This is a genomic window from Streptomyces sp. NPDC031418 (assembly GCF_055581605.1).
Map to the genome: position 1 here is coordinate 16,880 of NZ_JBVIJC010000019.1, position 16,739 is coordinate 33,618.

13 protein-coding genes are annotated in these 16,739 nt (G+C 72.2%); 9 read left to right on the top strand and 4 right to left on the bottom strand.

Annotated features, from left to right (window positions below; genetic code table 11):
• Positions 1-102 precede the first annotated feature (102 nt).
• The gene (locus ACZ5CZ_RS26625) at positions 103-366 is read right to left on the bottom strand and encodes a WhiB family transcriptional regulator (RefSeq protein WP_003975777.1); all 264 of its coding nucleotides are present in this window, start codon (positions 364-366) and stop codon (positions 103-105) included.
• 610 nt (positions 367-976) lie between these two features.
• On the opposite strand from ACZ5CZ_RS26625, the gene ACZ5CZ_RS26630 reads away from it, so the two are divergent.
• Genes ACZ5CZ_RS26630 through ACZ5CZ_RS26645 form a run of 4 tightly spaced genes read left to right on the top strand, consistent with a single transcriptional unit; the run spans position 977 to position 4,943 of the window.
• The gene (locus tag ACZ5CZ_RS26630) at positions 977-1,519 is read left to right on the top strand and encodes a cysteine dioxygenase (RefSeq protein WP_468946627.1); all 543 of its coding nucleotides are present in this window, start codon (positions 977-979) and stop codon (positions 1,517-1,519) included.
• Between the two features lie 33 nt (positions 1,520-1,552).
• Positions 1,553-2,512, top strand: coding sequence for a 2-phospho-L-lactate transferase (cofD, locus tag ACZ5CZ_RS26635; protein ID WP_468946630.1), 960 nt, complete (start codon positions 1,553-1,555; stop codon positions 2,510-2,512).
• Positions 2,509-3,846 (top strand): coenzyme F420-0:L-glutamate ligase, encoded by a 1,338-nt coding sequence (locus tag ACZ5CZ_RS26640; protein ID WP_468946633.1) that lies wholly within the window; start codon positions 2,509-2,511, stop codon positions 3,844-3,846. The genes cofD and ACZ5CZ_RS26640 overlap by 4 nt, the downstream gene beginning before the upstream one ends.
• Positions 3,847-3,905: 59 nt before the next feature.
• Complete coding sequence (locus ACZ5CZ_RS26645; protein ID WP_468946636.1) at positions 3,906-4,943, top strand: DNA-3-methyladenine glycosylase family protein; 1,038 nt, start codon at positions 3,906-3,908, stop codon at positions 4,941-4,943.
• A gap of 283 nt (positions 4,944-5,226) precedes the next feature.
• Here ACZ5CZ_RS26645 and manB read toward each other — a convergent pair whose 3' ends face one another.
• Entirely contained in the window at positions 5,227-6,309 is a 1,083-nt protein-coding gene (gene manB, locus ACZ5CZ_RS26650; RefSeq protein ID WP_385844833.1) for a mannose-1-phosphate guanylyltransferase, read from the bottom strand.
• Positions 6,310-6,460: 151 nt separating this feature from the next.
• Entirely contained in the window at positions 6,461-7,819 is a 1,359-nt protein-coding gene (locus ACZ5CZ_RS26655) for a peptidoglycan recognition protein family protein (protein ID WP_468946639.1), read from the bottom strand.
• A gap of 129 nt (positions 7,820-7,948) precedes the next feature.
• Here ACZ5CZ_RS26655 and ACZ5CZ_RS26660 point away from each other — a divergent pair, with 129 nt between their 5' ends.
• The 4 genes from ACZ5CZ_RS26660 to ACZ5CZ_RS26675 all read left to right on the top strand — a co-directional run bounded on the left by ACZ5CZ_RS26660 (position 7,949) and on the right by ACZ5CZ_RS26675 (position 13,734).
• Entirely contained in the window at positions 7,949-8,707 is a 759-nt protein-coding gene (locus ACZ5CZ_RS26660; RefSeq protein WP_468946642.1) for a TIGR03089 family protein, read from the top strand.
• A gap of 118 nt (positions 8,708-8,825) precedes the next feature.
• Entirely contained in the window at positions 8,826-9,998 is a 1,173-nt protein-coding gene (locus tag ACZ5CZ_RS26665; RefSeq protein ID WP_468946644.1) for an LCP family protein, read from the top strand.
• Between the two features lie 229 nt (positions 9,999-10,227).
• Positions 10,228-11,991: an LCP family protein gene (locus tag ACZ5CZ_RS26670; RefSeq protein WP_385844837.1), complete on the top strand. Its 1,764-nt coding sequence runs from the start codon at positions 10,228-10,230 to the stop codon at positions 11,989-11,991.
• Between the two features lie 132 nt (positions 11,992-12,123).
• Positions 12,124-13,734 (top strand): LCP family protein, encoded by a 1,611-nt coding sequence (locus ACZ5CZ_RS26675; RefSeq protein ID WP_385844838.1) that lies wholly within the window; start codon positions 12,124-12,126, stop codon positions 13,732-13,734.
• Positions 13,735-13,791: 57 nt separating this feature from the next.
• Here ACZ5CZ_RS26675 and ACZ5CZ_RS26680 read toward each other — a convergent pair whose 3' ends face one another.
• Complete coding sequence (locus ACZ5CZ_RS26680) at positions 13,792-14,817, bottom strand: glycosyltransferase family 2 protein (protein WP_468946647.1); 1,026 nt, start codon at positions 14,815-14,817, stop codon at positions 13,792-13,794.
• A 129-nt stretch (positions 14,818-14,946) separates the two neighbouring features.
• Between ACZ5CZ_RS26680 and ACZ5CZ_RS26685 the strand changes: the two genes are divergently transcribed.
• The gene (locus ACZ5CZ_RS26685) at positions 14,947-16,437 is read left to right on the top strand and encodes an LCP family protein (RefSeq protein ID WP_468946650.1); all 1,491 of its coding nucleotides are present in this window, start codon (positions 14,947-14,949) and stop codon (positions 16,435-16,437) included.
• Positions 16,438-16,739: the final 302 nt, after the last annotated feature.

Here is a 16,739-nt window from a genome sequence, read left to right on the forward strand (position 1 = left end):
GGACGAGCGACCACACTATCGGCTGGGCATGACGACGGCCCGCCGCCTGTGGATAACCCACCCGCGACGGGCCGTTCGTGACGTTTTCGACTGGTTGTCCGGTCAGACGGCGGCCTTCTTCAGCCTGCGGCGTTCACGCTCGGACAGGCCGCCCCAGATGCCGAAGCGTTCGTCGTTGGCGAGGGCGTACTCGAGGCACTCGGAGCGGACCTCGCAGGCGAGGCAGACCTTCTTCGCCTCTCTGGTGGAGCCGCCCTTCTCGGGGAAGAAGGACTCGGGGTCGGTCTGGGCGCACAGCGCGCGCTCCTGCCAGCCGAGTTCCTCGTCCGCGTCGTCGACCAGCAGTTGCTGCACCAGCTCGGTCATGTGCGCCCCTCGTCTGTCTTTCGCGTCCCCGTGCGTAGCCGTCGTTACCGATTTCGGCTGAACGACACGAGTGAAATTACAAGTGTGCTGCTCCGGGCGAGTCAAGCCGAGATCTGCTATTGGGCCCGTTATTCACTCTGCGGAACCAAGGCCCTGCGGAAAGTGTTCAAATCACCATAAACCCAGACACGCAGCCGAGCCCGGGAGAGGGCTGCCGGACCCGTACAGGGCTCTGTACGAAGAAGGACGCCCCGGCGTTCGATCGCGTTCCGCGCGGCCTGCGCGCCCGGATGTGCCCCATGTGTCCCGACACCCCGGTGCGCAAACCTTTCACCCCCGGAGATGAACCGGATGAGGTGAACCATGTCCCACATTCCGGGCATCGAGTTGACACTGCGGGTGTGAACCGCTGTCCTAGGGGGCATGCTCGCGTACTCGGCCCTCACCTCGACCCGCACCGCCGGGTCCCACGGTGCTGCCCGGGCGCGCTGTAGCTGTTGTTGCTGTCCCAGCTGTTGAGCCGTTCCCTCCTTGCTCCAGCTGTGCCGAGTCCCTGTCGACGGCTCGGCCGCTCCCTCCTCCCCCGCTCACGCCGAGGAACCACCGCACCATGAACAGCGACAACGACCTCCAGATCGCCGGCGACATCCTCGAAGTCCCGCACCTGCTCCAGCCGCCGCGCGAGCACCCCGTCACCGTGGCCGAGTTCGCGGGCCTGGCCCGCGCGATCGCCGCCGACCGCGCCCAGTGGGCCCACCTGGTGCGCTACGACGCCACCACCCGCTGGTACCACCGGCTGCGCACGGGTCCCGGGTACGAGGTCTGGCTGCTGTCCTGGGTGCCCGGGCAGGGCAGCGGGCTGCACGACCACGGCCGCTCCTCCGGGGTGCTGACCGTGCTGGAGGGCACGCTCACCGAGCACGCCGGGCGCGGCACGCGCGCCCTGGCGCCGGGCGCGCAGCGTGTGTTCGCGCCGGGGTACGCGCACGAGGTGGTGAACGACACGCTGGAGCCCGCGGTCAGTCTGCACCTGTACTACCCGGGCCTGACCGAGATGCCGATGCTCCCCCAGTCTCAACTTCGTTCGACCGGGGGGACCCCCATCTCCCCCAACTGCGTGGCACGCGAGGGATCTCGTGCGGTGACTGCCTGACGCGTTGTCGTACCCGCCTGCAAGACTTGACGCATGCGCATTGTGGTTCTGGCAGGCGGCATCGGTGGTGCCCGGTTCCTGCGCGGCCTGAAGCAGGCCGCGCCGGACGCGGACGTCACGGTGATCGGCAACACCGGCGACGACATCCACCTCTTCGGGCTGAAGGTCTGCCCGGACCTCGACACGGTGATGTACACGCTCGGCGGCGGCATCAACGAGGAGCAGGGCTGGGGGCGGACCGACGAATCCTTCCACGTCAAGGAGGAACTGGCGGCCTACGGCGTCGGACCCGACTGGTTCGGGCTCGGCGACCGGGACTTCGCCACGCACATCGTGCGGACGCAGATGCTGGAGGCCGGCTACCCACTCAGCGCGGTCACCGCGGCGCTGTGCGACCGCTGGCAGCCGGGCGTGACGCTGATCCCGATGACCGACGACCGCGTGGAGACGCATGTCGCCGTGGAGATCGACGGCGAGCGCCGGGCCATCCATTTCCAGGAGTACTGGGTGCGGCTGCGCGCCTCGGTCCCGGCCCAGGCCATCGTGCCGGTCGGCGCCGAGCAGGCCAAGCCGGCGCCGGGCGTCCTGGAGGCGATCGCCGCGGCGGACGTCATCCTCTTTCCGCCGTCCAACCCGATCGTGTCCATCGGCACCATCCTCGGCGTGCCGGGCATCCGTGAGGCCATCGCGGAGGCGGGCGTGCCGGTGGTCGGCCTGTCCCCCATCGTCGGGGACGCGCCCGTGCGCGGGATGGCCGACAAGGTGCTCGCCGCGGTCGGCGTGGAGTCCACGGCCGCCGCGGTCGCCGAGCACTACGGCTCCGGGCTGCTGGACGGCTGGCTGGTCGACACCGTCGACGCGGCCGTGGTGGCGCGGGTCGAGGCGGACGGCATCCGCTGCCGGGCCGTACCGCTGATGATGACGGACGTGGAGGCGACCGCGCAGATGGCGCGGGAGGCGCTGGCGCTGGCCGAGGAGGTGCGGGAAGCGTGAGCGCGGAGCGCGCGGAGTACCGGGTCTGGGCGCTGTCCGGCATCCCCGAGGTGCAGCGGGGCGACGACCTGGCCAAGCTGATCGCTGTCGCCGAGCCGGCCCTGGCCGACGGGGACGTGGTGATCGTCACCTCCAAGATCGTCTCGAAGGCCGAGGGCCGGATCATGGAGGCGGCCGACCGGGAGGCGGCGATCGACGCGGAGACCGTGCGGGTGGTGGCCCGGCGCGGCACGCTGCGGATCGTGGAGAACCGGCAGGGGCTGGTCATGGCCGCCGCCGGGGTCGACGCCTCCAACACCCCCGCGGGCACGGTGCTGTTGCTGCCGATGGACCCGGACGCGTCCGCGCGCTCGATCCGCGCCGGCCTGCGCGAGCTGCTCGGCGTCGACGTCGGTGTCATCGTCACCGACACGTTCGGGCGGCCCTGGCGCTCGGGGCTCACGGACGTGGCGATCGGCGCCGCCGGCGTGCGCGTGCTGGACGATCTGCGCGGGGGCACGGACGCGTACGGCAATCCGCTCAGCGCGACCGTCGTGGCCACGGCCGACGAACTGGCCGCCGCCGGTGATCTGGTCAAGGGCAAGGCGGCCGGGCGGCCGGTGGCGGTGGTGCGCGGACTGGCGCACATCGTCAGCGAGGCGGCCGACGAGGGGTACGGCGAGGACGGCGAGCCCCGTCGGGGGGCGCGGGCCCTGGTGCGTACCGCGGCCAACGACATGTTCCGGCTCGGCACCTCCGAGGCGGTCCGGGAGGCGGTGACCCAGCGGCGCACGGTGCGCGCCTTCACGGACGCCCCGGTGGACCCCGGGGCGGTACGGCGCGCGGTGGCGGCGGCGCTGACCGCACCGGCTCCGCACCACACCACGCCCTGGCGGTTCGTGCTGCTGGAGTCGGCGGAGTCCCGGACCCGGCTGCTGGACGCGATGCGGGACGCGTGGGTCGCGGATCTGCGCCGGGACGGCAGGAGCGAGGAGGCGATCGCGAAGCGCGTGCGGCGCGGGGACGTGCTGCGGAACGCGCCGTATCTGGTCGTGCCGTGTCTCGTCACGGACGGCGCGCACCACTACGGGGACGCCCGGCGGGACGGCGCCGAGCGCGAGATGTTCGTCGTCGCGATGGGCGCGGGCGTGCAGAACTTCCTGGTCGCGCTGGCCGGGGAGCGGCTGGGGTCGGCGTGGGTGTCGTCCACGATGTTCTGCCGGGACGTGGTGCGCGAGACGCTCGGTCTGCCGGCCGACTGGGATCCGATGGGCGCGGTGGCGATCGGCCGCCCGGCGGAGGAGCCGAGGGCGCGGGCGGAGCGGGACGCGGGGGCGTACATCGAGGTGCGGTGAGACGGCTTCGGCACCGCCTAGTCTCGTAGGAAAGTATTCGCACCCCGAGGACGTCAGCAGTGGCAGGACGATTCGCTCCGCGGCCCACGCGTACGAGTGTGCGCGGGGGTGAGACCGGCGTGGCCGTCGGCGGGCCCGCGCGCGGTGGGGCGGGGGTGCCGCGGCCGGCGGGGGCGGCTCCGGCCCGGGTACGGCGGTGGGTGCCGGACGGGCCGCTCGACCTCGGGCTGGTGCTCGGGCCGCTGCGGCGCGGGCCGGCCGACCCCACCTTCCGGACCACGGCGGACGGGTCCGTCTGGCGCACCAGCCGCACGCCGGCCGGCCCGGGCACGCTGCGGGTGCGGGCGTACGGCGACGAGGTGCTCGGCGAGGCGTGGGGGGCCGGGGCGGAGTGGCTGCTGGAGCGGCTGCCGGAGCTGCTGGGTGCGGCCGATGATCCGGGGGCGTTCGTGCCCCGGCACCGGGTGGTGGCGCATGCGTGGCGCCGGCGGCCGGGGTTGCGGCTGACGCGGACCGGGCTGGTGCTGGAGTCGTTGATCCCCTCGGTGCTGGAGCAGAAGGTCACGACGGACGAGGCGTACCGGGCGTGGCGGTTGCTCGTGCGGAGGTTCGGGGAGCCGGCGCCGGGGCCCGCGGGGGTGGGGGAACGGCCGATGTTCGTGATGCCCGCGCCGCGGACCTGGGCGCTGATTCCCTCCTGGGAGTGGCATCGGGCCGGGGTGGACGACAAGCGGGCGTCGACGGTGTTGCGGGCCGTGCGGGTCGCTGCGCGGCTGGAGCAGGTGGTGGGGTTGCCGGCGGGTGAGGCTCGGGCGCGGTTGGAGGTGGTGCCGGGGGTGGGGCCGTGGACGTCGGCGGAGGTGGTGCAGCGCAGTCATGGGGCGGCGGATGCGGTGACGGTGGGGGATCTGCATCTGCCGGGGATCGTGGGGTGGGCGTTGGCAGGGGATCGGGGGGCGGATGATGCGGTGATGTTGGAGTTGCTGGAGCCGTATGCGGGGCAGCGGCATCGGGCGGCGCGGTTGATTTTGTTGAGTGGGTGTGTGCCAAAGCGGAGGGCGCCGAAGATGAGGCGGGTTGATATCGGGTTGTTGTGAGGCGCGCTGAGCTGTGCTGGGCGGGGGTTTGCTTGCCGGTGCTTGAGGGGTGCCCTGTGCTGTGGCTGGGCGGGTGGGGTTTCGCTTGCCCGCGCTGGCGGGGTGCCGCCTGCGCCCACCCTCCCCCAAGCTCTCGGCTTCGCTCGAGCAGGGGGACCCCCATCGCCCCAGCGGCACGACTGCCCGCGGCTGTGAGCGCCCCGTTAGGGGCGTGGGGAACTGCGCGATCAGCCCCCACCCAGCCGCACTCGAAGACGCGCCCCCCCCCGCCCCGCAGGGACCCCTACTGGTCCGAGGAGAAGCGGACCGCTCCCGCTGGGATTTGGGCGTTGCACCAGATGCGGGCGCCGGTGTGGAGTTCGTTGTCGGGGCCGACGATCGCGTCGTCGCCGACCACCGTGCCGGTGAGGACGGAGCGTTCGCCGACGCGGGCGCGGGAGCCGATCAGGGAGTCGGTGATGACGGCGCCGGGTTCGATGACGGCGCCGGGGAGGATGGTCGAGCCGAAGACCGTCGCGCCCTCGGCCACGAACGCGCCCTCGCCGACCACCGTGCCGCCGGTCAGCTTCGCGCCCGGCGCCACCCTGGCCGTGGGAAGGACGAGGCGGTCGCCGCAGCGGCCGGGGACCGCCGGGGACGGGGCGCGGCCGAGGACCAGGTCGGCCGAGCCGCGGACGAAGGCGGCCGGGGTGCCGAGGTCCAGCCAGTAGGTGGAGTCGACCATGCCCTGGAGGTGGGCGCCGGCGGAGAGCAGGCCGGGGAAGGTCTCGCGCTCCACCGAGACGGGGCGGCCCGCCGGGATCATGTCGATGAGGGAGCGGCGGAAGACGTACGCGCCGGCGTTGATCTGGTCGGTGACGATCTCCTCGGGCGTCTGGGGCTTCTCCAGGAAGGCGAGGACGCGGCCGGAGGGGTCGGTGGGGACCAGACCGTAGGCGCGCGGGTCGGTGACCTTCGTCAGGTGCAGGGAGACGTCCGCGCCCGTGGACTCGTGGGTGTCGACCAGGGCCCTGATGTCGAGCCCGGTGAGGATGTCGCCGTTGAAGACGAGGACCGGGTCGTCGGGGCCGGAGTGCAGCCGGGAGGCCACGTTGCGGATGGCGCCGCCGGTGCCGAGGGGTTCCTCCTCGGTGACGTACTCGATGTGCAGGCCGAGCGCGGCGCCGTCGCCGAAGTAGGGTTCGAAGACCTCGGCCAGATAGCTGGTCGCGAGGACGATGTGCTCCACGCCCGCCGCTCTCGCTCTGGCCAGCTGATGGGTGAGGAACGGCACTCCGGCGGCCCGCACCATGGGCTTGGGGGTGTGCACCGTGAGCGGTCGCAGCCGGGTGCCCTTGCCGCCGACCAGGAGGATCGCTTCTGTCACCTGTCGTCTCTGCTTCCTGCCGGGGACCGCTCGAATCAGTTGTTACCGCCACATTGCCATGCGTCTCGGGCGGTCAGTTTAGACGGATGGGAGCCGGAGCCCCCCGACTCCGGCTCCCTGGCGACGGCGTGCGCCCCGTGGCTCGGCCGGCTCAGCGGCCCTGGTACCGCGCCGCGTCGGCGCGGGCCGAGCCGAGCTTGGCATAGAGCCGTTTGCCGGGGCATTCCGTGGCGAACCCGTCCCGATGACCGGAGATCACGTTCAGTCGTACGTTCTTCCCCTTCGGGTACAGATTGCCACCGCCCGACGTCAGGTATGTCTTTCCGCGCGGATTCGCCCCGAAGAGGCCGAGTTTCCAGGCGGTGAGCCGGGCGATCGCCGTCACCGCCGCGTTAGACGGCTTCGTGGCGCCGTAGGTTCCGATGACGGCGATGCCCATGCTGTTGGTGTTGAAACCGAGGGTGTGCGCGCCGAGGACGGCCTTCGCCACTCCGCCGGCCCGGCCCTCGTAGATGGTTCCGCACTTGTCGACGAGGAAGTTGTAGCCGATGTCCCGCCAGCCCATGCTCGTGACGTGGTAGCGGTAGATACTGCGGATGACGGAGGGGGCCTGGGAGCAGGTGTACTTGTTGCCCGAGGCGGTGTGGTGCACGAAGGCCGCCTTGACCTTCTTCGTGTAGACGAACCCGGGTTCGCGCAGTGACTCGTTCGCGCCCCAGCCCCGGCGGGTGACGATGCGCGGCCGTGGCCCGATGTACGGCTTCGCCCGCACCACCCCTTCCAGGCGGGCGAGTTCGCTCTCGGTGGCCGACCGGCTCAGCTCCGGGATCTCCAGGGCGCCGAACTCAGTGATGTCGGTGTTGGCGGCGGAGGCCGCGCGCGCCGCGTCGGTGTGCAGTCCGGTGCGCGGCGCGTCGGCCGGTGCGCCCTCGGGGAGGGCCTCGTCGCCGGGGTCGACGAGTTCCAGGCGCAGTCCGGAGGGGAGCGGGGGCGGCGTCGCCGCACGGCTGCCGGGGACGCGTGTGCCGCCGCCCGCGCGGACCTGTACGTCCACTCCGTCGGACTCGCCCACCCACAGCGGCGCGGTCGCCCCGCGCACCCGTCGCGAGGTGCGTTCCGCGGTGCCGGGGTCGGCGCCGTGGTCGGCGTTGTCGGTCTCGACGTCCTGCCAGCCGGACCAGCGGCCCGTCGCCACGGAACGGGTGCGTACCTGGACCCGGCCGTGCAGTTCGGTGTCCGGGTCGTCCCAGACGACTCCGACCAGTGCGAAGCGTTCCACCTCGGCGCGGTACAGGCCCTGTTCCGGGGCCGTGCCGAGGGCGCGGGTGCGGGAGCGGGGCAGCAGCGGCAGGGACTGGGTGTGGCCCGGGATCGCGGCTTCGGCGGGGCTCGCACCGGCGGCGGGGCGGGCGGGCACGGTGGTCACGGCGGTCGCGGGCACGGCCAGAGGGAGGGTGAGGGCCGCGGCGACCGTGGTGACGCCGATGGAGGAGGTCAGGAATCCACGCATGGTTATGATCTTGGACATAGTCAGACAAATCTGTCCATCGGTGAACTGACGGACCGTCGGACGGCGCTCCGCCGAACCGGTGGCCCGCCGCGCGCCCGCGCGTCCCGGCCCGCGCGTACCCTGTGCCGGGTGAACGCCACCGATCGCACCCCCGCCGACCTGCTGGCTTCCGCGCTCGCCGCGGACCCCGGCCGCCCTCTGGTGACCTTCTACGACGACGCCACGGGCGAACGCGTCGAACTGTCCGTGGCCACCTTCGCCAATTGGGTGTCCAAGACCGCGAACCTCCTCCAGGGCGACCTCGCCGCCGGCCCCGGCGACCGGGTCGCGCTGCTGCTGCCGGCGCACTGGCAGACGGCGGTGTGGCTGCTCGCGTGCGCCTCGGTGGGCGCGGTCGCGGATGTCGCCGGGGATCCGGCGGCGGCGGACGTGGTGGTGAGCGGTCCGGACTCCCTCGAGGCGGCGCGGGCCTGCCGCGGCGAGCGGGTCGCGCTGGCGCTGCGGCCGCTGGGCGGGCGGTTCCCGCAGGGGCCTCCGGAGGGGTTCGCCGACTACGCCGTGGAGGTGCCGGGGCAGGGGGACCGGTTCGTGCCGTTCGCGCCGGTGGATCCGGACGAGCCCGCGCTGATCGTGGCCGGGCGGGAGTTCAGCGGGGCGGAGGTCGTCCAGCGGGCCCGGGCGGAGGCGCCGTCGCTGGAGCTGGCCGGGCCCGGCTCCCGGCTGCTGTCCGGGCTGCCGTACGACACCTGGGACGGCCTGAACGCGGGACTGTTCGGGCCGCTGGCCACGGGCGGGTCCGTGGTGCTGTGCCGGCATCTGGACCGGCTGGACGAGGACCGGCTCGCCCAGCGGATCGAGACCGAGAAGGTCACCGTGGTGCGCCGCTGATCAGAGGGGCGGGGGTCCCCCGGTCGGAGTAGTACAGGGCGCCCTGGGGCGCCCTGCCCGGCCATCGTCGTAAGGGCAGGGCTTTTGACGCTCGTACGACCGTTAGGGGGACCGTGCCGTGACCGACAGCGTGGGCAGGCCCCTCGGTCCCCGGCTCGGTTCCTCCGCCACCGGTGACGGGCTCGCGCGGCGGCGCCGGCGGCGGTGGGTGCGCGGTACCGCGCTCGGTGCCGCCGTACTCGTCGTGGCCGCCGGCGGGACCGGCTGGGCGCTCTACGCCAAGCTCGACCGCAACATCACCGCCGACGACGCGGCCGCCGCCGAGCTGGCCCGGTACGACAAGGAGCGGCCCACCGCGCTGGTGCGCGGCGCGCAGAACATCCTGCTGATCGGGTCCGACACCCGGGCCGGGGAGGGCAACGACGAGTACGGGCGGGACCTGGGCAGCGAGCGGTCGGACACCGCGATCCTGCTGCATCTGGCCGCCGACCGGCGCAGCGCCACCGCCGTCTCGCTGCCCCGGGACCTGATGGTCGACATACCGGGCTGCCGGCAGACCGACGGCAGCCGCACCGAGCCGGCGTTCGCGATGTTCAACCAGGCCTTCGCGCTCGGCGGGGCGGCGTGCACGATCCGGACCGTGGAGAAGCTGACGGACATCCGGATCGACCACCACGTGGTCGTGGACTTCCGCGGGTTCAAGGAGATGGTCGACGCCGTCGACGGGGTGCAGGTGTGCCTGAAGGAGCCCATCGACGACAAGGCGGCCCGGCTGAAGCTGCCCGCGGGGAAGGTGCTGCTGGACGGCGAGCAGGCGCTCGGCTTCGTACGGGCCCGCAAGTCGCTCGGGGACGGCAGCGACACCGAGCGGATGGAGCGTCAGCAGCGCTTCCTCGGCGCCCTGGTCGACAAGGTGCAGAGCGACGACGTCCTGCTGAACCCGGCGAAGCTGTATCCGGTGCTGGACGCGGCGACCTCCTCGCTCACCACCGACCCGGATCTGGCGAGTCTGCGTGGCCTGTACCAGTTGGTGCGCGGGCTGCGCGACATCCCGACCGAGCGGGTGCAGTTCCTGACGGTGCCGAGGGAGTCGTACGTCTACGACACCAACCGCGACCAGCTCGTGGAGCCGGAGGCCGAGGCGCTGTTCCAGCGGCTGCGGGCGGACCAGCCGGTGGTGGTGACGCGGCAGAAGCAGGACGGCGCGGGCGGGCAGGGGGACGGCAAGAGCGGGCCCTCGCCCGCGCCCACCTTCCGGGGGAACACCGCCGCCGAGCACACCTGTGAGTGAAGCGCGCCCCCGAGCCGTAAGTGTGTTCAGAAAATGAGGCGGATTGCCCAGTTGTAGGAAGGGTTAATTTGTCACCGGCGTCGCTTGACGCTGAACTGGGCGGATAGTGTGAGCGATCCGGTGCACCCGGCCACGAGGTCCGTCCTGGGGTCGTGCACTGATTCACCGAGACCCGAGCGCCTTTGAGGGGGAAGGCGCCGCGTGGCCCCGACGGAGGATTCGGACAACCGTGGACGCGCAAGGCCGTGGGCGGGCGGAGAACATCGACCCCGCAGACCAGTGGGTACTCAATCCGAACACCGGCGAATACGAACTGCGACTGGGACCTTCCGCACCGCAGTCGCCCGGCCGGTCGTCGGTCCCCTCCCCGCGCAGACCGGACGCGCCGGGCGACGGCGCGCGGCGCCGCCGGGACGACGCGAAGGCCGGCGGGACCCGGGAGATGCGGCAGGTACGCCCAGGGGACGTGCCGCCGCCGCGGTCCTCCCGGCGGCGGGGCGCGGAGCCGGAGACGGCGCCCGGGCGGCGCGGCCGGCGGCCGGTGAAGAAGAAGACCCGGTGGGGGAAGGTGCTGGCGTGGACCGCGGGCGGCACGGCCTTCGTGCTGGTCGCCGTCGGCACCGCCGGCTACCTCTACATCAAGCACCTGGAGGGCAACGTCTCCACGATCGACGTCGGTGACGCGGGCTCCAAGGGCTTCAGCAAGGACGAGGCCTTCAACGTCCTGATCATCGGTACCGACAAGCGGACCGGGAAGGGCAACGAGGGCTACGGCGACAAGGGTTCCGTCGGCCACGCGGACACCAACATCCTGCTGCACGTCGCCAAGGACCGGACGAACGCGACCGCGCTGAGCATCCCGCGCGACCTGATCGTGGACGTCCCGGACTGCCCGACGAAGCAGCCGGACGGCAGCACCAAGGTGATCCCCGGCACGGACGGGGTGCGGTTCAACACCAGCCTCGGCCAGGACGGCCGCGACCCGGGCTGCACCATGCGCACCGTCGAGGCGGTCACGGGCATCCACGTGGACCACTTCATGATGGCGGACTTCAACGCGGTGAAGACGCTGACGAGCGCGGTCGGCGGCGTCGAGGTGTGTGTCACCCACCCGGTGAACGACAAGCAGTCCCACCTCCATCTGCCCGCCGGCAAGTCGGTCGTCGAGGGCGAGCAGGCGCTGGCCTTCGTGCGCACCCGGCACAGCTTCGGCAACCAGGGCGACCTGGACCGCATCAAGGCGCAGCAGCAGTTCCTGGGCTCCCTGATGCGCAAGATGTCCTCCAGCGACACCCTCACCAACCCGTCGAAGCTGCTGGACCTGGCCGAGGCGGCCACGAAGGCGCTGACCGTGGACACCGGCATCCGCAGTGTCAGCACGCTCAAGGACGTGGCGCTGGAGCTGAAGAAGGTGCCGCCGAAGCACATCAGCTTCACCACGGTCCCGGTGGTCGACAACCCCGCCGAGAAGGTCCACGCGACGGTGGTCGTCAACCAGGCGCAGGCCCCGGCCGTCTTCGACGCCATCAAGAACGACGTCTCCCTCACCGAGGTGAAGAGGAAGCAGAAGGCCGCGAAGGACGCTCAGGCCGCCCGGCTCAAGGGGACCAGGTCCGCGCCCTCCGAGGTGCGGGTGCGCGTCCTCAACGGCGGGGCGACGGCCGGCAGCGCACAGGCGGTGCTCGGCTGGCTCCAGAACGACGAGGGCGTGCTGAAGTCGGAGAACGCGGGCAACGCGCCGGACCAGTTGAGCAGGACCACCCTGGAGTACGCGCCCGACCAGGCGGCGCAGGCACGGGAGCTGGCCGCGCTGATGGGCCTGCCGGGCTCGGCGCTCACACCGGGTCGGAGTGTGACCAACTCCCAGGGGCTGCCGGCGATGACGCTGACGCTGGGCAAGGACTTCAAGGGCGCCGGTGTGCCGCTCACCTCCGCCGCGAAGGCACCGAAGGTCGACAAGTCCACGGCCGACGAGGTTAAGTGCGCTTCCTAGGTAACCCAACGGGCCCGTCGTGCGTCTAACTCGTGACGAGACGGGCCCGTCGCGTTGAACGCGCGGGTGGGCGCAAGGGTGGGGAGGGCAGGAAGTTTGGCGCAGAGCGAGGTGCGGGAGGAGGCTCCCGCGATGGGCGACAGGACGTCGCCCGCATCGCAGACACCGGACACGAAGGAAGGCTCCGGCCGGCACGGTGGCGGGCGGCGCAGAGGCGGCGGGAAGGCCGACCGGAGACGCCGCCGACGACGCACCCTGCGCTGGTCGGCGACCGTCCTCGCGGTGGTCATACTCGGCACGGCCGGCGCCGGTTACCTGTACTACCAGCACCTCAACGCCAACATCCGCAAGGGTGCGCGCAGCGCCGGCGACTCCAAGGCGCAGAAGACCGCGCCCAACGCGGCCGGCCAGACCCCGCTGAACATCCTGCTGATCGGCTCGGACAGCCGTAACACCGCCGAGAACGTGAAGCTCGGCGGCAGCAAGAAGCAGGTCGGCAGCCCGCCGCTGGCGGACGTGCAGATCCTCATCCACCTGTCCGCGGACCGCAAGAGCGCCGCCATGGTGAGCATCCCCCGCGACACCCGCGTCGACATCCCGCCGTGCAAGAACCCCGACACGGGCAAGTCCTACCCGGCGACGAACGACATCATCAACACCACCCTGGCCCGGGGCGGCGCCGCGTGCACGCTGTCCACCTGGGAGAACCTCACCAAGGTCTACATCGACCACTGGATGATGATCGACTTCTCCGGTGTGGTGCAGATGGCGGACGCGATCGGCGGGGTCGACGTCTGTGTGAAGCAGAACGTGTGGGACCACCCGACGCCCGACCAGCCCGGCGGCTCCGGGCTGAAGCTGACGGCCGGCACGCACAAGGTCAAGGGCGTCCAGGCGTTGCAGTGGCTGCGGACCCGGCACGCCTGGGGCAGCGACCTGATGCGGGCCCGCGCCCAGCACATGTACCTGAACTCGATGATGCGCACGCTGCAACAGCAGAACGTCTTCACCGACACCGGGCGTCTGATGGACCTGGCCGAGGCGGCCACCAAGTCGCTGAAGGTGTCCGAGGAGATCGGCACGGTCAAGAAGCTGTACGACCTGGGCATGGAGATGAAGTCGGTGCCGTCCGACCGCATCACGTCCGTGACGATGCCCAACCTCGAGGATCCGCAGAACAAGGCGCACGTCATCGAGGACAAGGCCGACGCCGACCAGCTGTGGCAGATGCTGCACGACGACGTCCCGCTCGACAAGAACGGCAAGGGCGGTGACGCGTCGAAGGGGAAGAAGGACTCCGGCGCCGCCGCCAAGACGCCGTCGACCGACCCGGCCCGCCTCGGCGTGCTGGTGCAGAACGCCACACAGAGCGCGGACCAGGCCGCGGTGCCGCACCGGGCGCTGGCGATCAGCCAGGCACTGGCGCAGAAGGGCTACCCGCGGGCCACGTCCGACACCTCCGTCGCGCAGTCCGTGGACACCACGGTCGTGCAGTATCCGAGCGCGGACCTGGAGGGCGACGCCCAGGCGGTGGCCAAGGCGCTGGGCATCCCGCTGAGCGCGGTGAAGCAGTCGACCGGGGTGTCCGGGGTGACGGTCGTCGTCGGCGCGGACTGGCGCACCGGGACGAGCTATCCGAAGCAGTCCAAGCCGAAGGCCGGGGACCTGCCGAAGAACGCCGACTCGATCAACGGCGCGGACCGCGGCCAGTGCATGGACGTGTACGGGCCCTACCAGTGGTGAACGGCATCGGGGCCCCTGTCCGGCGCGAACGGCGCGGACAGGGGCCCCGATGGCCGGTCAGGAGCTGAGCACCGCCGGGCGGCGCGAGGCGATGACCCGCTTGGCGAGGGACTTCGGGCTGGTCAGGAAGCCCCAGCCCCACGACATGTGCATGGTGGCGAGGGCCACCGGGATCTGGAGCCGGGCCTTCAGCGGCAGGCCCTTGCCCGCCGGGACCGAGCCGGCCGTGATCGCCGCCAGATAGCCGGCGGGGATCACGAAGCCCCACGGCGTCAGGGCGGCGCCCACCACGACCCCCGCGGCGATGGCGCACACCGCGGCCGGCGGGGCGAGGTAGCGCAGGTTGATGGAGCCGGCGTGGTAGCGGGCGACGACATGCCGCCAGCGGCCGTAGTCCTTGTACTGCTTGGCCAGCGCCCGCACGGAGGGCCGCGGCCGGTACGACACCTTCAGCTCGGGCGAGAACCAGATCAGGCCGCCCGCCTCGCGGATCCGGAAGTTCAGCTCCCAGTCCTGGGCGCGGATGAACTCCTCGTTGTAGCCGCCCTGCTGCTCCAGGGCCTCGCGGCGGAAGACGCCCAGGTAGACCGTCTCCGCCGGGCCCGCCTCGCCGCCGGTGTGGAAGGCCGCGTTGCCGACGCCGATCTTCGAGGTCATCGCGGCGGCGACCGCGTCCTCCCAGGCGTTCTCGCCCTCGGCGTGCATGATGCCGCCGACGTTCTGCGCGCCGGTCTCCTCCAGGAGCCGTACGGCGGTCGCGATGTAGTTCGGCGAGAGGATGCCGTGGCCGTCGACGCGGACCACGATCGGGTGCCGGGAGGCCTTGATCGCCGCGTTCAGGGCGGCGGGGGTGCGGCCGCTCGGGTTCGGGACGGTGTGGACGCGCCAGTCTTCGTGCACCAGCTCGGCGGCGATCTCGTCCGTGCGGTCCGTGGACGGACCGAGGGCGATGACGACCTCCATCTCGCCGGGGTAACTCTGCGCGAGGATCGCTTGGACGGCCCCGCGCAGATGCCGCTCCTCGTTGAGGACGGGCATGATCACGGAAACAGCGGGGAGCCGCACGTCGGGCTTGGCGTTCATAGGACGCTCACGTTACCGCGAACGGGGGACAGCGGTGCGCGCCGCCGGGGGCGTGACGCGGGATGAAGGTCGTATCGGCCTACCGTGCTCACGGATCCCACGTTCGGCCTCGTCCGGAGGAGTCCCCCTGTGCCCAGCCCCCCTCACTCCCCCGCGCGTCCCCAGCGCCGTCCGCAGCCGCCCCGCCGGGTGCCGCGCCCGCCCGAGCGGGCGGTGCGGCCGGTCCGGCCGCCGAAACGGCCGCGCTGGGCGATGCGGGCGCTGACCACGCTGTCCGTCGTGGTGCTCGCCTCCGCCGGGATCGGGCACGCGGTGGTCACCAGCCTGGACGCGGGTATCGCCCGCGTCGACGCCTTCAAGGACATGAAGAACCGGCCCCGCGCGGGCCACGGCATGAACGTCCTGCTGGTCGGCACCGACGGCCGAGACAAGATCACCGAGCAGCTGCGGCGCGCCTACCACCTGGGCGGGGAGCCCTGCCACTGCACCGACACGATGATGCTGGTGCACATCTCCGCGGACCGGGAGCGGGCCACCGTGGTGAGCCTGCCCCGCGACTCCTACGCCGAGGTGCCCGCGCATGTCGACCCGTCGACGGGCCGGCGGTACGGGGCGCATCCGCTCAAGCTGAACGCGGCCTACGCGGAGGGCGGCCCGCAGCTGACCATCCGGACCGTGGAGAACATGACCCATGTGAAGATCGACCACTATCTGGAGGTCGACTTCACCAGCTTCATGAAGACGGTCGACGTGCTCGGCGGGGTGAACGTGTGCACGGCGACCCCGCTGAAGGACGCGTTCACCGGACTCGACCTCTCCGCCGGCACCCACACCCTCCAGGGCGGGCAGGCGCTCCAGTACGTGCGCGCCCGGCATGTGGACGGGGCGAGCGATCTGGGCCGGATGAAGCGGCAGCAGCGGTTCCTCGCCGCGCTGATCGAGAAGACGACCTCCTCCGGGGTGCTGCTCAACCCGATGAGGTTCCGGGACGTGACCCGGGCGGTGCTCGGCTCGGTCCGGGCGGACGAGGGCTTCGGCACCGACGAGCTGCTCGACCTCGGCCGGGCGATGCGGAACTTCTCCCCGTCCTCGTCCGAGTTCGCCACCGTGCCGATCGCGCAGATGAACTACGACGTGAAGGGCGTCGGCTCCACCCTGAAGTGGGACCAGGCCAAGGCGGACCAGCTGTTCCAGGCGCTGCGCGACGACAAGCCGCTCGCCGTCACCGCGCCGCCGCGCCGCGGCCCGGCCCCGGTGCCGGTGGACGTGGACCCGCGGCAGGTCCGGGTGCAGCTGGCGAACGGCACGCCGACGGCCGGGCTGGCCAAGCGGGCCGACGCGGCGCTCGCGGCGGCGGGCTTCGCCACCACGCACCGGCCGGTCACCGCGCCGGTGCGCGACGTCAAGCGGACCGTGATCTCCTACGACCCCCGCTGGGACCGCTCCGCCCGCTCCCTGGCTGCGGCCCTGCCCGGCAGCGAGCTGCGCGCGGTACCGGGCCAGGGCCCGCTCCTGAAGGCGACGATCGGCACCGACTTCAAGGCGGTCCGCCCGATCCACTACGAAGACCCCGCCCAACCCCAGCAGAGCGTGGTCCGGGGCAGCGAAGTGGTGTGCTGAGCGTCTACGACGGGGCGCGGTCGGGGGGCGTCCCCCTAGCCCCCCCCGCCCAGCGGCAGCGGCCGCGTGTGGCGCGAGGCGGTGGTCCGGCCGGGGCGCCACCCTGGCGAGACCCGGCGGCGAGGCGAGGCCGCACAGGAGACACAGGGCGCGGCCCTGAAGGGGTTGCCCTGCCCCTCCTGGCCCTCCGCGGCAGCGGCCGCGTGTGGCGCGAGGCGGGGTGCCGGCCAGAGCTGGCGAGGCGCGGCGGCGAGGCGCGGCCGCACCGTGTGCCGGCCGGGGCGCCGTGCCGAGCCGCAGCG